This window comes from Streptomyces humicola (assembly GCF_024436035.1).
GTDB lineage: Bacteria > Actinomycetota > Actinomycetes > Streptomycetales > Streptomycetaceae > Streptantibioticus_B > Streptantibioticus_B humicola.
The window spans coordinates 450,894-465,476 of sequence record NZ_JANFNG010000001.1; the positions used below are offsets into that span (position 1 = coordinate 450,894).

Here is a 14,583-nt window from a genome sequence, read left to right on the forward strand (position 1 = left end):
GTGGAGCGGGTGGCCCGCGCCCAGGCCGGCACGGGCTGACTCTCTCCCAGCGGGATGAGGACGAGGTCAGGAAAGATCGCCTGTTCTCGTGATCGGCTCGACGGATCAAGGCGCTGCTCGTCGCGCCGTGCGGGGGTCCGGATCCTTCGCCGGCGTCGGACATGCCTGCCGGACCCGTGCGGGCGGGCCCATGATCGACCGCGCGGGCCAGGTGCGGGAAGCCAATACGTGCAGCGCGGCACGGTGCGGTGTCCAACGGCACAGCTGTGCGCCCAGTGGCGTAAGGCTGTGCTCGACCGCCCTGCCCTGGCCTGGTCTCCACCAGGCCGGCCGCACGGAGGGTCCTGGCGTGTTCGGAGGCGCTGGCCAGGCTGATGCCGAGTTCCCTGGCAAGCCCTGTGGTGGTGTACGGCCGCGTCAGAGCTCGGAGCACGGCGGCCCGGGTCGGGCCGAGCAGGTCGGCCAGCGGGGCGCCCGCCTGGGCCTGGGCCTCGGCCTCGGCGGCGACGAGCGGCAGCGGGTGAGCGCGGGGTAGAACAGCGGCCTGTCGTGTCCGGGTACCGCCCGAAGGGCGCCTCACCGGTCCAGAAGGCGCTCGGAAGCAGCGTCACCCCGCCGCCCACCGGGAACCGCCCTCGCGGCAGGACGGGAGAACGGGAGAACGAGGACCGTGCCCTCCCAGCGAGCGCCGGGCAGCAGGCCTGCCAGCATGGCGCCGAGGCCGCGCTCGGCAGCGACCCGGCGCCGCCAGTCCACGTCGGCACGGAATGCGGCGCACACCCGCTCCCACTCGGGGGCGAGCACCGCGTCGAACCCGGTCCTCAGGGCCCGCTCGACCTCGTCCCGCGGTTCGCGTTCCATGCGCCCCAGCGCTGCCGTCCACGCCGTGACGGCCGCTCCCCGCCGCAGACGCGCCGCAGCTCGCCACGCACCTGTTCGGGCGAGGCCGAGCGCACCGGCCGAGCCCCGTCTCGAGGTCCGGGAGGGCCGGGTGGGAAGAGCGGGCGGTGTGCCGCGGCTGAGCGCACTGCACGGCACGGTCGAGAACCTCTGCGGAACCCTGTCCAACTGAGGCGCCCCCGCAGGGGTCCTGCGCGGGTTCGGGGGAGTGCCGCGGTGTGCGATCCGGGCGATGGGTCCGCACTCCGCGGCACCCGAGGGCATGATCCACCGTCAGTTCCATCCGCCCGCCCTGGCGACGAGCAGCAGTTCCACGGCTCCTCAGTGATCGGTCTCAGGGTTCTCTCAGGCAGCAGGAGTAGGTGACGATCCGTCAGTTGGGGCAGTGCGGACAATCGGCGCACGAGGTTGGTGGCCCCGTGTTATGCCTGCGGTCTGCGGGAACCGAGCGTGCCGTGCAACCGTCTGAAGTCGAACACGCCTGACGCGTCGAGGTGGGGCAGTCGCAGCAGCACGACCGGCCGGACCTACCTGTCCGCCGACCGGCGGCCGTTCACCAGAACTGGCATGTCACGGACCATGGACGGGGTTTCCGACACCCGCAGGGCCACGGAAGGGGAGGCTTCCCCGCGGATGGGCGCGCGGCCCCGGCGAGGAGTCACCATCCCGGCGGGGCCCGATTGACGCTGGATAAGCCCTGCCCAGAGCGGAGACGCCACCAACTGCGTACGGGATTGACCGGATACCGCCTGTTCGCCCCTGAACCGACTGTCAAGCGCTCGCCCGTTGTCGGCGGCACCGCCCCTGGTGCGGGTGAACGGTTTCGCCAAGACGTGGCGCTGGGGGATGCCCTGACGTCGACCCACTCGCCTATGGGTGCCATCGTCTTCGGGTCCCAGGGAGTCGGACGCAAGGGACTGCTGTCGTTTCTGTCCAACCCCAGGTACTTGATCTGCCCGTTGGGGCGGCCAAGGCGGCTGCCACACCCGGGACGGAAGCCCGGTCACAGAAGCCCCATTCACTATCGCATCGACCGGGTCGGGCGGCGGATGGAGATGGGCCAACGGAGTGGCTATTCTCCCCTTTTAACTCTTTTGGCTGGCATTCGGGGTGTCCTTACGTGAATCTCATCTTACGTTCCTCTTAGCCCATCTGTGGCGATTCAGAGCGTGGATACAGAACCTCGCCGCCGCAGACGCACAGGAGGAACAGACATGCGCCGCACGCGCTTTACTATCGCCACACTCTCGATGGCGGCCTCCGCCATGGTGCTCGGGATGCCGGCCGCCACCGCCGCGTCCGTCTCCCCGACGTCCGACAACGGACAGGTGCGGGTGGTGGGTCGCCACCACCACCACCGTCATCACCACCACCACCGCACCGAGCACCGTCACCAGTACATACGCTGGCACCACCGCTGCGGTCCCGGATGGGACAGCGGCTGGGTCCACGCCTCGGAACGCGACCGGGGCTTCCGTCGCGGCGGTGGCCGCTGGATCCGCGGCTGGATCAGCACCTGCAGCTGGCGCCGCGGCGGCGAGGAGGGCGGCTACCGGAGCAGCCGTCGTGTCGTAACACGGTATGTGGCTCCCAGGGTTTACACCACCTCAAGGGTCAGAGGTTCCAGCACCACCACACGCCCCGTCGGTGGAGTCCGTGCTGGTGTGGGCGGCTCAGTGAACAGCCCGAACCTGCCGGAGCTCGCCCTCGGCGGTTCGCTGGCCGCACTCGGTCTCGCCGGTTTCGTCGGCGCAGCGCGTCGCCGGTCGTCCGCACGCTGACCTTCAGCAGACGGGCGTACTCGGGGCGTACTCGCTGCAGAACGGAACAGCTAACCCATGGTTGAGCCCCGCCGAGCACCGCCCGGCGGGGCTCAACCATGGCTCTCTGGGGTTCGCCGCTGCAGGAGGGTGCCGGGCGTCGACCCGTACTCCGGGATCGACGAAGGTGCTCGTTACGAAGGCCGTGTGCAGCCCGGTGAGGGGGCTGCGGGCTGGGCCTCGACCCCGATCGCCGCGGCTCTGTCGGCTGGGGCGGCTATTCGACGAGTGCCTGGGTACCGAGCACGGTGAGCAGGGCGAGGCGTTCGGCGTCCTCGGTGCCGGGCTCGGCCGTGTAGATCATGATGCGCAGGTCGCTGCCCGACACCGTGAGTACGTCGCAGTCGAGCGTGAGGGGGCCTACGTGTGGATGGTCGATGGTTTTGCGGGCGGCCTCGTGCCGGCCGACGGTGCCGGAGTCCCACAGTTCGGCGAACCGGTCACTGTTCGCGCGCAGTTCCGCGACCAGTTGTTGGAGCTGCTGGTCGGCCGGATAGCGGGTGGCGGCCGTGCGCAGGTCGGCCACGAGTGCGGCCTGGAACGCGCGCAGGGACTCCGGCGTGTGCCGGGCCCGGGTGCCCGGGCCGAGAAAATTCCGCCATACGCCGTTGCGCTCGTTGCCGCGCCATCCGGACGGATCGCCCATCAACGCCGCGTACGGCGGGTTGGCCATGAGCAGTGTCCAGGACGCGTCGTACACGGCAACGGGCGTCCCGGTCAGTCTGTCCAACAGCCGCTGCACGCTCGGGGTGATGTACGCGGGTACCGTTTCCGGGCCCGGCGGCACCAGCCCGGCCAACCGGAACAGGTGGGCGCGCTCGGTCGCCGACAGCCGCAGGGCCCTGGCCAGGGCCTCGACGATCTGCGCCGACGGATGGGATGCGCGGCCCTGCTCAAGACGGGTCACGTAGTCGACCGAGATCCCGGCCAGCATCGCCAGCTCCTCTCGGCGCAGTCCAGCCGCGCGCCGATGCCCTCCCACGGGCAGCCCGGCGGCCTCGGGCGAGACCCGGTCGCGCCAGCGGCGCACCGCCTGCCCGAATTCCGTCGTCACCATGCCCACCAGTGTGCACCGGCCGTCGACCGGCCTGCCTGGTACTGGCAGTCCCAGGAAGACAGGACCTCTGGCTGGCCACGCCGCTTGCCGGGAACCTGGAGGCATGACAACAACACTGATCACCGGAGCAAACAAGGGACTCGGCTTCGAGACCGCCCGCCGACTCATCGCAGCAGGCCACACCGTCTACGTCGGCAGCCGGGACGCAGACCGCGGGCGTCGGGCCGCCGAGCAGCTGGGCGCGCGCATGGTCCTCATCGATGTCACCGACGACGCGTCCGTCGCCGCGGCAGCGAAGGCGATCGAGGTCGACGGCGGACTGGATGTGCTGGTCAACAACGCCGGTATCGAAAGCCGCAGCGAAGGGAACGTGGTGGTCGGCGCCGCGGAGGTCACCGCCGACATGATGCGGACGGTCTTCGAGACGAACGTCTTCGGCGTGGTGCGCGTCACTCACGCGTTCTTGCCGCTGCTGCAGCGGTCCGCCGCCCCGGTCGTGGTCAACGTCAGCAGTGGCCTGGGTTCGATGACCCGCGTCACCGCCCCAGGCACCCCGGCGTATGCCTACCCGGGCGTCGCCTACCCGGCGTCGAAGGCCACGGTCAACATGATCACAGTGCAGTACGCGAAGGCGTTCCCGGGCATGCGGATCAATGCGGTGGAGCCTGGTTACACCGCAACTGACCTGAACGGGCGCACGGGCACGCAGACCGTCGAGGAGGGCGCCGAGATCATCGTCCGCATGGCGCAGGTGGGCCCAGACGGCCCGACCGGAGGCTACTTCGATGCCGAAGGCCCCCTCCCCTGGTAAAAGAAGGCATGTCACGACGTCCTGATGCAGGCGCCGTACCGTTCGGCGAGGACGAGGCCAAGGTTCCGTGCTTCCCGGCGCGGGTGTCCGCTGCTCGAACCGATCGCCCGTGCCCGGATACTGCTCGGCCTGACGACCTTGTCCGCCTGCGGACTGCTCGCATGCCTCCGCTCCAGGATCGCGCTCGGTGTCACGATGAGGCTCGTCACGACGATCGGCCGTGCAGCAGGTGCGGCCTACGTCCTCGTCCGCGACCGCCGTCCGCCTCGACCCGTACAGCACGGGGTGCACGACCCGCGTGCCCTGCGCTCCTCGGACTTCGACGCCCAGGGCCGCCGGGAGCTGCAGGAAGGGCAGAAGTGAAGTTCGACGGCGTGCAGAGACAGAGGGGCCCGCAGGAGGAGAAGACCCACCCCGCATAGTCGCGGCGCGTCGTGGCCGGACGCCGGACCTGCATGACGCAGGTCGAAGGACGTGCCCGGCCCGGCGCAGTCGTCAGCACCCGATCGGAGTAACGCAGCGGGCCGCTCGGTACTCCATGTGGTGGTGTTGGTCACGTCAGTTCGTGCAGCTACCGCAGGGAGGTTTCCGTGCGTGCTCAACGAATTCTTGGCGTGACGGTCGCGTCCGTCGCCCTGGCGATGACCGGTCTGGTCGGTCCCACCGCCGCCCAGGCCAGTGACTTCGGCCGCCACCACCATCGTCATCACCATCACCACCACCACTACCGGGACTGCTGGCGCCACCACCACTGGGTCCGGTGCCGGGGGCGAAGGGGCGACGGTCGGTGACCTCCGGGGTGCGGCGGTGATACCGCTGCCGCACGCTCAACGAGGTCAGAACTAGCCTCGCCCGCAACCCGGGAGGCGTACGAGGCGAAGGAGCCCCGAGCCGGCACGGACAGCCGGCTCGGGGCCTTCCGATGCCCGGGTGTCCGTCCTGCACCAGCAGGGGCTGGGTCTGCCCTGGTAGGCCTCTGGCCGGCACAGGGGAGAGTGGACGAAGTCGCTTGCCGCCGCCCGGCCTAGGCTTGGCGGTGCGGCGACGCTGTCGTGCTGTCGTGCTGTCGTGCTGTCGTGCTGAGCTCAACGCTGAGCGCCTCCACAGCTCTCAGGGCCCGATGAACGAGGGAACGCCACCTCGTCGTGCAGTTCCCCAAGCGGAGACCCCGGGGGATCATCAGCCTGTTCTCGTGACGTCCGCCGTCGGCGCCGGCCCGCAGACCTGACGAAGCGTTCACGCCCCGGCCGACCGTACTGCTCATACACGGCGTCCGCCTCCTCGACCGCACCCCACCACCGGCGCGAGCCTGCCTGCCTGTGCGTAGCCGGCGGCGGCACGAGGGCCTTCTCTAATCCCGCTAATCCTTCGAGCCGCTGCCTGGGCATCTCGACGCCGGAGACCGTGAACGGTCTCGCGCCGCCGGTCGGCGGCGTCCGGAGCTGCGGGCTGTCGCGTGGCCCATGCTGGGAACGAGTGCGCGAGGGCTTGACAGGGGCACCCCAACTCCTACATTGACAACGTTGTCTGTTCGGGTGTGGTCCCGGCGGAACGGTCGCGGGTGGAGGTGTCCTGATGGGGCGTCGGCGGACAAGAAGACGTAAAAGTGCGCGCGCGGATGTGCGCAGATGGTGGCGGGCGATCACCGCATGCGCCGCGCTGCTGGTGGCGGGAACGCTGCCGTCGCCCGCGCAGGCGGCCGGCGGCCCGGTGCTCGTGGGGGACCCCACGAGCCTGGTGAATCCGTTCATCGGCACCGGTTCGGGCGGCCAAGTAGTCGGCAGCATCGACGAGTTCCCGGGCGCGTCGATGCCCTTCGGGATGCTCTCCTGGAGCCCGGACACCCCGTCACGACCGGCGGCCGGCGGCTACTACTACAACGACAACTCCACGATCGGGCTCAGCGTCGCGCATGTGGCGGGGGCCGGCTGCGACATCGCCGGTGATCTGCCGATCCTGCCGACCGTCGGAGCCATCGGGTCGAACCCGGCGGCCACGACGGAACCCTTCAGTCACTCCAACGAGCAGGCGTCGCCGGGCTACTACGCCACGAAGCTGGGGTCCGACGCCTCGATCAGCGCCCAGGTGGCTGCGACGACGCGGACCGGCATCGGCCAGTTCGGCTTTCCGTCCACCACCCAGGCCAACATGCTCTTCAAGGCCGGCGACTCACAGGGCGGCAACTCCGCGGCCGGCGTCAGCATCGTCGGCAACAACGAGGTCGCCGGCTCCATCAGCGGCGGGCACTTCTGCGGTACGCAGAACACCGAGACCATCTACTTCACGGCCACCTTCAACCGCCCGTTCGCCTCGTACGGCACGTGGAACGGCACCTCGGTCACACCGGGTGCCCGCACGACGGCCACCCACGGGCCGCTTAGGACACCGCAGTTGGCGCCTGCGCCCGGCACCTCGCCGTCAGGTCACACCAACCCGCCACCGGGAGTCGAAGCGAAGGGATCGCAGAACCGCACCCAGGTCGCAGGCACCAGCGGACCCAAGTCGGGGGCATGGGTCACGTTCGACACCACCCAGCAGAGCCAGATCGGCATGAAGGTCGCGATCAGCTACGTCAGCCAGGCCAACGCCTCGGCCAACCTCGCGGCGGAGGACCCGGGATGGAGCGTCTCGGCGGTGGCTCACCAGACGCGCGCCGCATGGCGGCAACTGCTCTCCCGGATCCGGATCGGCGGCGGAACACACGATCAGCAGGTCGAGTTCTACACCGCGCTGTACCACGCCCTGCTCGGCCCGACCGTCTTCAGCGACGCCAACGGCCAGTACCTTGGCTTCGACAACAAGGTCCACACCCTGCCGAACGGGAAGACGCAGTACACGACCTTCTCCGGCTGGGACATCTACCGCTCCGAGGTGCCGCTGCTCGCAGCGCTGGCACCCGAGCAGACCAGTCAGATGATGGATTCGCTCGTCAACGACGAGGAGCAGGGCGGCTGGCTGCCCAAGTGGCCGGTGGCTAACGGGTACACGGGCGTGATGAACGGTGACGCCGCCGACCCCATTATCACTGAGGCCTACCGGTTCGGCGCCCGCGACTTCGACGCCAAGGCCGCCCTCGCTGCCATGATCAAGGGCGCGACCGTCGTACCGACCAGCAGTCAGCTCGGGCAGGGCTACTACACCGAGCGCCCACAGCTCGACCGGTACCAGCAGCTCGGTTACGTGCCCAACACCTCCGCCAGCTCCATATCTCCGGTCAACAACGGAGTCTCGGAGACGCTGGAGTATGCCACCGCCGACTTCTCCATCGGCGAGTTCGCCGACGCCCTGGGCCAGCACTCGACCGCCCAGACGTTCTGGAGGCGCTCGCAGAACTGGACCAACCTCTTCAACCCCGCCACCGGCTACCTGCAACCGAGGGACAACTCCGGCAACTTCCCCGTCGGTGACCCGCTGACGGTGGGCATGGGCAACTTCGGCCAGTCCGGATACCAGGAGGGCAATGCCGCCCAGTACAACTGGATGGTGCCGCAGAACCTCGGCGGCCTGATCGACGCCATGGGCGGGGAAGCGGCCGTGGACCATCGCCTGGACTCATTCTTCCAGCAGCTCAATGTCGGCCCCAACGAGCCATACTACTGGGCGGGTAACGAGATCGACCTGCTGGCTCCCTGGGTCTACGACTACGCCGGCGAGCCGTACAAGACGCAGGCCACCGTCCACAAGCTCCTCACCTCCGTCTACAGCGACAGCCCCGGCGGTGAGCCGGGCAACGACGACGTCGGCGCGATGAGCTCCTGGTTCGTGTGGGCCTCGCTCGGCATGTACCCGCAGACCCCGGGCGCCACGGCCCTCGCCCTGGGCGCCCCGATCTTCCCCGCCGCGCAGATCAGCCTGCCCGGCGGCGGCCACGTCTCGATCTCCGCACCCGGAGCCTCCACCAGCAGCTATGTGCAGTCCTTGAAGGTCAACGGCCGTACCTCCACCAAGGATTGGCTGCCCATCTCGGCGCTCACCTCCGGCTCCGGCGTGGACTTCACCCTCGGCTCGGCGCCCAACACCGGCTGGGGAGCGGCGCCGCAGGACGCACCGCCGTCCGCCGGCTACGGCGAGGTGCCCGCGATCGGCTTCCTGACCAGCATGCAGGCGACCGTCGCACCAGGCGGCGCCACCACCGTCACGATCGCGGCGCAGAACGTGACCGGCAGCCCGCAGACCGTCGAGGCCGGCCTGTCGGCGCCGCCCGGGATCACCGTGACACCGAGCAGCGGGTCCCTTCACCTCCCGGCAGCGGGCCAGGCGGAGCTCAGCGTGACGGTGCACGCCGACGCCTCGACCCCGCAGACGTTCTACGCCGTGCCGATCAAGCTCACCGCCGGCGGAAGTACGCTTCCCGGGCTGACACTGACGGTGAAGGTGGTCCGGCCCGGCACCCTGCTCGACGCGTTCAACAACGCCGGCATCTCCAACGACACCGCCGTGAGCGCCGCCAACTTCGACAACGACGGCAACAGCTACTCCGCCCAAGCACTGGCGACGGCAGGGGTGACCGCCGGCCACACCGTGACCGTCGGCGGCCTCGCCTACTCCTGGCCGCTGCCCGACCCGGGCTACCCGGACAACGCGAGCGCCGCGGGCCAGCAGGTCACGCTGAACGCTCCAACCGGAACCCAGCAGATCGGCTTCCTCGGCTCGGCAACCGACGGCCCCAGCCAGGGAATTGCCACCCTCACGTACGCGGACGGCAGCACCGCGCGCTACTGGGTGGGCCTGTCCGACTGGACGCTCAACGCAGGGAAGGCAAAACCGTCCTTCGGCAACCAGATCGCCGCGACGCTGCCCTACCGCAACTGCTCCGGGTGCAGCACGGGCCGTGACAACGCCACCACCTACGTCTACTCCACGTCCCTCCCGGTCGACCCGGCGAAGACGCTGAGCAGCGTGATGCTCCCGCCGACGGCGACCCAGGGCCAGTTGCACATCTTCGCGATCGCCACGTCGACGCAACCGCTCACCGGCGCGGTTCTGGCGTCCGTCATCCCGGCGACCGCCTCGGCCGGCCAGCAGGTGACCGTCACCGGATCAGGATTCGGCACCAGCCAGGGCAGCGGATACCTGACCTTCAGCGACCTTGGCACCACTTGGGGCGCGCCGGGCAGCAACGCTCTCACTCTCGACTCCTGGAGCGACTCGAAGATCACGTTCACGGTGCCGCAGGCCGGCGCCCAGGCACGCGTCTGGGCCGGAACCCCGGCATCGGTGACGGTGACGAACGCCTCCGGGCAGGCAACCGACACTGCCGCGCTGGAGATCACCCCCACCGCTTCCATGAGCGACTACTACGACAACACCGCGATCAGCCCGGACGACAACCAGTCCTGCGCCAACATGGACGGTCAGGGATACAGCCTGTCGGCCGACGCCCTGGCCACGGCGGGCGCCTCCCCGGGCAGCACCGTCACCTCCGGCGGGGTGACCTTCACCTGGCCGAACGTACCGTCGTGCCAGGCGGACAACGTCCTCGCCGCGGGACAGACGATCCTGCTGCCGCAGCACTCCGGCGCCGGCAACGTCGGACTCCTCGTCACCTCGACCAACGGCGCTTCCCAAGGCACCGTCACCGTCACGTACACCGACGGCACCACCGTCACCGCGCCCGTGGCCGTCACCGACTGGGCGGGGACCGCGACGCCGCCGGAGAACACCGCCATCACCATCCCGTACCGCAACTCGGCAGGCGGCACGTCCCAGCAGCTGCCCGTGTCGGTGTTCGAGATCAACGTGCCGGTCAACCCGGCAAAGAATGTCGCCTCCGTCACCCTGCCGGACGTCGGCACCAGGCTGGCAACCGGCAGCAGCGCCATGCACGTCTTCGCCGTCGGCCTCGGCTGACAGCCCGACGGTGAACAACGGCCCCGGCGGGCGAACCGCCGGGACCGTCGCCGTCGGCGAACGATTCGTTCGCGACGTGTTTCAGCACGGCGGGGGAGGAGCGCCCGTCGGCAGTCATGGGCAACGCCCAGCAGGGATCGTGGGGAGATGGGCTGCGAGCATGAGGGCACCTCCGGAACGCGGGGCGGTCGGGCGATGCGTCCCGTATAGGCGCGGTGTCGGCGGAGCGGCAGAACCCCTGTTCCGTCCAGCGGAACGCAGGTGGGAGGCGTGACGACGCCCCACGCGGACTCCGCAACCGCCGTGGGTGTCGGTGCCGCCTTCGCCACGTCGGCACCGGCGTTGCCGGGCGGCAGCCCTGGTGACTACTCAGCGGCCTCTTCCACGAGTAGGAGCGGGCAGCCCAACCGAAAGCGGACGAACGGCCGGATCAACGGGCCGAACCAGGGCTTCCCGTAGGACAGTCGACGAACTCGGCATCCCTGGTCGACACAGATCAGGAACGCGGCCGGCGGGATTCGTCGCCTCGCTCCGCGTTCTTCTCCTTGATGCGCACCGCTTCCCTCCGAACCTCGGCCTGGGTGGCGCGTTCCTTCTGCAGCCACTCGGGAGGTTCCCTCTTCAGGGCGTCGATCTGGTCCGTGGTGAGAGGTTCGGTGACTCCGCCGCGCGCGAGACCCGAAATGGAGATGCCCAGCTTCGCGGCGACCACCGGCCGGGGGTGCGGGCCGTTGCGGCGCAGCTCCCGGAGCCACTCGGGCGGGTCGGCCTGCAGCGCATTCAATTCGTCGCGCGAGACGACACCCTCCTGGAACGCGGCGGGAGTGGCCTCGAGGTACACACCCAGCTTCTTCGCCGCGGTTGCGGGCTTCATCGTCTGGGTGCTGCGGTGCGACGTCATGGCATCAAGGATATCGAGCGTTTGCACCGGCTCCGACCACGCCCGGTAACCTGGCCGCGTGACAGGCTCGGAAGCACCCTCTTCGTTCCGGCTCGCGTATGTCCCGGGGGTGACACCCGCCAAGTGGGTACGGATCTGGCAGGAGCGACTGCCCGACATCCCACTGAACCTCGTCGCGGTGACCGCCGCCGAAGCACCCGAGGTGTTGCGCCGCGGCGGCGCAGACGCGGGCTTCGTACGGCTGCCCATCGACCGGACGGACCTGAGCGTCATCCCCCTCTACACCGAGACGACGGTGGTCGTGATCCCGAAGGATCACATCGTGACAGCGGTCGATGAGGTGTCTGCCGAGGACCTGGCTGACGAGATCGTGTTCCATCCCCTCGACGACACGCTCGAGTGGGAGCATCCGCCGGGACGGCCCGCGATCGAGCGCCCCGCCACGACGGCGGATGCCATCGAGCTGGTGGCAGCAGGGGTGGGACTGCTCGTGGTCCCGCAGTCGCTCGCCCGCCTCCACCACCGCAGGGATCTCACGTACCGGACGGTCACGGACGCTCCTCAGTCGCGCGTCGCGCTCTCGTGGCCCGAGGAAGAGACCACCGACCTGGTGGAGGACTTCATCGGAATCGTCCGGGGGCGGACCGTCAACAGCTCACGGGGGCGCTCCCCAGCCCCGGCGGCCCAGCCGAAGAGCAAGCGCCCCGATACAGGCGGCGCACGGCGGAAGCCTGCGGGCGGCAAGTCGACCGGCAAAAGCTCACGGAGCGGTTCCGGCGGCTTGAAGCGCAGCAAGCGCGGCAAACCTCGCCGCCGGTCGTAGCTGCCCGGTGTCTGGCGGCGGTGGCCGGTCGGGGGGTGTAGGGGTGGGTGTCGAAGGCGTGGGTGGAGCGGCCGGCGCCGCCGATGGTCGTAGACGATCATCGGCGACGATGCCCACCCGCTGACCGCGACCCGGCAGCACGGGCCGGGCCGGACGTCCGGTCTCAGCCCGCCCGCCGCGTGCACTGCCTGCACTGACGGTGGGCCGCATGATCGCGGTGCCCGTCCGAGTAGCCGCAGCCCAGGGGTAGGGCGCAGGCTGGATGTGTGGGTGAGCAGCATCCGTTGGTGGTGGTGCACTCGCCGGGTCTGGCAGGACGGCGGGTGACGGTCAACGGTGAGTACGTCGGCCGGGCGCATCGGCCCCGGGAGCTGCGGACGCTGCTGCGCCGGGAGGGAATCGATACGAGCGAGATCAGGCTCGATGATCCGAAGGTGATCGAGTGGCGGGGAGGCGGCCCGGAGGTGTGGCCGACCTGAGACCGTGTCCTTGTGCCATCAGGCGGTGCTGGAACAGCCGCGGTCAGGACTGCGTTGCCACTGGGCCCCACGGCACGATCGTCCTGCGGGCGTCCTGACCGGGTGCGGTCACGACAGCCCCGCGTCAGCACCGCTGATCATCGAGGGTTTCACGGTGTGCTCCTGCGCGATCCGGTCACGGCGCAGCTCCCCGCCTCGCAGCCGCGCGGGGAGCTGTTCGATCGCTTCCGTGGCCGGAATGATCAGCTGATGTTGATGGCCGTGTCGTCGATGACGAACGAGGTCTGCAACTCGTAGTCCTCGCTGCCGGTGAATCTCAGCGTGACGTTCTGTCCGGCATAGGCCGACAGATCGAAGGTGTGCTGGGCGTACCCGGTGATGTGGTCAAGGTTCGAGTAGGTGGCCAGTGTGCCGAGCACCGTGCCGGAGCTGTTCAGGATCTGCACGCTCAGGGTGTCGTAGGCGGAGGTGGTGGTGGTTTCGGCCGTGTCGATGTGCAGCCAGAAGCTCAGCTGGTAGCTGGAGCAGCCGCTGGGGATGGTGACGGCCTGGGAGAGGGTGTCGGTGTGCGTGGTTCCGTAGCCGTCGAGCCAGGCGTCCCACGATCCGCTGTGCGGCGGCTCGCTGCTGCTGGAGTTGATCACTCCGGACGATGCGGACCACGGTGCCGCACTGCCGGTCTCGAAGCCGGGATTGCCGAGTAGCTGATTCGGCGTGCACTTGCCGGAGGACGGGTTGACGTTCCAGGTGAAGGTGGTGCTGCCGTTGGCGCCGGTGGTGTCGGTGGCGGCCTCTTCCTCGACGTCGAGGCTGTGCTGCGCGCCGTTGATCAGGGACAGCAGGTGGCTTTGCGAGTCGGTGGGCGACCAGACCAGGTCGGTGCCGACGGACGGGGTGATCGCGGTCTTCGCGTAGTCGGCATTGAAGACCTGCTCGATCGCGGCGACATCGGCGCTGTCGGAGTCGAAGACGCCGTAGTCACGTGAGGTGGAGTAGTAGGTGGTGTCGAAGTTGCCGGTGCTGATGTAGGACTTGGTGCCGTCAACGGTGATTGTCTTCTGGTGGGTGTAGACGTAGGCCGAGTTCTGGTGGGTGTAGACGTAGGCCGAGGACGAATAGGTGACCCCGACACCGCCCGCGGACAGCGTGCTGTAGGCGGCGCCGTTGACGGAGGTGTGCTGGGCGTTCAGGATGACGCGGACCTGAACACCCGCCTTCTCCTTGTTCACCAGGTCGTTGACGAGCGTGGTGTCGCGCAGTTCGTAGATGGTCATGTCGATCGACTTCGTCGCCGAGTTGACGAAGTTGTATATCGCGCTCTCACCCTGATCCGGCAGGATCACCAGGGAGTAGGAGCGGCGGCGTGGGCGGTAGCGGGCACGATCGCGGTGGCCGCAGACATGGCTCCTGCAGCCAGGGTGCGTAACAGACGACGGGTGACGCTCATCCGAGCCTCCTGACGACGTAGGGCAGGGACAACGCGCGTAGCGCCCACAAGTAAGGCACAGTGTTGACCCCTCGTGAAGCCCTTGTGAATGACGGAAGGCTGAACAGGAGGTGGCGGTGGTCGGACGCGGCGGTGCTCGGCATGTGGAGGAACCGCCCGATACCGCCTGGCCGAGGGCTTCAGTCGCCCCTGTCCGCTGAGGGCTTGGACTCTGTGCCCTGGACAGCCTGTGAACGGCAGCAGTGAACCTCGCACGGCGGTCATGCGTGTGTGAAGTGGCTTGCGCCCGCCGCCGGATGAGGGCGTGCGGTGGCGGGCCCGGCTCAGTCAGACATATCTCGTCCCTGTCGTTCGCGGCCCGGGGCGGCGCCCCTGGCGCGGTAGTCGGCGATGGGTGAGAACGATGGGAGTTCATCGGTGTCCCACATACGCACGGAACGAACGCGTAGGTCCCTGCGCCGTCAGCGGGTACGACGGCGCAGGTTCTCCAAGCTG

The 14,583-nt window shown here is 69.1% G+C and carries 11 protein-coding genes and 1 pseudogene; 7 read left to right on the plus strand and 5 right to left on the minus strand.

Going from position 1 to position 14,583, the window contains the following annotated elements:
* Positions 1–370 precede the first annotated feature (370 nt).
* A pseudogene (locus tag NGB36_RS33630) lies at positions 371–580 on the minus strand (ArsR family transcriptional regulator); the annotation flags it as partial.
* Complete coding sequence (locus NGB36_RS02170) at positions 577–861, minus strand: hypothetical protein (RefSeq protein WP_255918280.1); 285 nt, start codon at positions 859–861, stop codon at positions 577–579. The gene NGB36_RS02170 and the pseudogene NGB36_RS33630, both read right to left, overlap by 4 nt.
* Positions 862–2,114: 1,253 nt before the next feature.
* On the opposite strand from NGB36_RS02170, the gene NGB36_RS02175 reads away from it, so the two are divergent.
* Entirely contained in the window at positions 2,115–2,681 is a 567-nt protein-coding gene (locus NGB36_RS02175; RefSeq protein WP_255918281.1) for a hypothetical protein, read from the plus strand.
* A gap of 256 nt (positions 2,682–2,937) precedes the next feature.
* Here NGB36_RS02175 and NGB36_RS02180 read toward each other — a convergent pair whose 3' ends face one another.
* Positions 2,938–3,777: a helix-turn-helix transcriptional regulator gene (locus NGB36_RS02180; RefSeq protein WP_255918282.1), complete on the minus strand. Its 840-nt coding sequence runs from the start codon at positions 3,775–3,777 to the stop codon at positions 2,938–2,940.
* A 103-nt stretch (positions 3,778–3,880) separates the two neighbouring features.
* On the opposite strand from NGB36_RS02180, the gene NGB36_RS02185 reads away from it, so the two are divergent.
* From NGB36_RS02185 to NGB36_RS02200, 4 genes are all read left to right on the plus strand, one after another.
* Positions 3,881–4,588, plus strand: coding sequence for an SDR family NAD(P)-dependent oxidoreductase (locus tag NGB36_RS02185; protein WP_255918283.1), 708 nt, complete (start codon positions 3,881–3,883; stop codon positions 4,586–4,588).
* 195 nt (positions 4,589–4,783) lie between these two features.
* Positions 4,784–4,951: a hypothetical protein gene (locus tag NGB36_RS02190; RefSeq protein WP_255918284.1), complete on the plus strand. Its 168-nt coding sequence runs from the start codon at positions 4,784–4,786 to the stop codon at positions 4,949–4,951.
* A 227-nt stretch (positions 4,952–5,178) separates the two neighbouring features.
* Complete coding sequence (locus tag NGB36_RS02195; RefSeq protein WP_255918285.1) at positions 5,179–5,379, plus strand: hypothetical protein; 201 nt, start codon at positions 5,179–5,181, stop codon at positions 5,377–5,379.
* Positions 5,380–6,208: 829 nt separating this feature from the next.
* A complete protein-coding gene (locus NGB36_RS02200; RefSeq protein WP_255918286.1) occupies positions 6,209–10,438 on the plus strand; it encodes a GH92 family glycosyl hydrolase in 4,230 nt (1,409 codons plus the stop codon).
* A gap of 496 nt (positions 10,439–10,934) precedes the next feature.
* Here NGB36_RS02200 and NGB36_RS02205 read toward each other — a convergent pair whose 3' ends face one another.
* On the minus strand, positions 10,935–11,339 hold the full coding sequence (locus tag NGB36_RS02205) for a DUF5997 family protein (RefSeq protein WP_255918287.1): 405 nt from the start codon (positions 11,337–11,339) through the stop codon (positions 10,935–10,937).
* A gap of 58 nt (positions 11,340–11,397) precedes the next feature.
* Between NGB36_RS02205 and NGB36_RS02210 the strand changes: the two genes are divergently transcribed.
* Both NGB36_RS02210 and NGB36_RS02215 read left to right on the plus strand, forming a co-directional pair.
* On the plus strand, positions 11,398–12,162 hold the full coding sequence (locus NGB36_RS02210; protein ID WP_255918288.1) for a LysR family substrate-binding domain-containing protein: 765 nt from the start codon (positions 11,398–11,400) through the stop codon (positions 12,160–12,162).
* Between the two features lie 266 nt (positions 12,163–12,428).
* Entirely contained in the window at positions 12,429–12,641 is a 213-nt protein-coding gene (locus NGB36_RS02215; RefSeq protein ID WP_255918289.1) for a hypothetical protein, read from the plus strand.
* A gap of 242 nt (positions 12,642–12,883) precedes the next feature.
* On the opposite strand, the gene NGB36_RS33635 is transcribed toward NGB36_RS02215, so the two are convergent.
* The gene (locus NGB36_RS33635) at positions 12,884–14,503 is read right to left on the minus strand and encodes a phospholipase D-like domain-containing protein (protein WP_443740699.1); all 1,620 of its coding nucleotides are present in this window, start codon (positions 14,501–14,503) and stop codon (positions 12,884–12,886) included.
* Between the last annotated feature and the right edge of the window lie 80 nt (positions 14,504–14,583).

Bases quoted from the DNA above. Each gene is read 5' to 3' on its own strand.
- NGB36_RS02170 (WP_255918280.1), bottom strand. From the start codon at position 861: ATGGAACGCGAACCGCGGGACGAGGTCGAGCGGGCCCTGAGGACCGGG.
- NGB36_RS02175 (WP_255918281.1), top strand. From the start codon at position 2,115: ATGCGCCGCACGCGCTTTACTATCGCCACACTCTCGATGGCGGCCTCC.
- NGB36_RS02180 (WP_255918282.1), bottom strand. From the start codon at position 3,777: ATGGTGACGACGGAATTCGGGCAGGCGGTGCGCCGCTGGCGCGACCGG.
- NGB36_RS02185 (WP_255918283.1), top strand. From the start codon at position 3,881: ATGACAACAACACTGATCACCGGAGCAAACAAGGGACTCGGCTTCGAG.
- NGB36_RS02190 (WP_255918284.1), top strand. From the start codon at position 4,784: ATGAGGCTCGTCACGACGATCGGCCGTGCAGCAGGTGCGGCCTACGTC.
- NGB36_RS02205 (WP_255918287.1), bottom strand. From the start codon at position 11,339: ATGACGTCGCACCGCAGCACCCAGACGATGAAGCCCGCAACCGCGGCG.
- NGB36_RS33635 (WP_443740699.1), bottom strand. From the start codon at position 14,503: ATGAACTCCCATCGTTCTCACCCATCGCCGACTACCGCGCCAGGGGCG.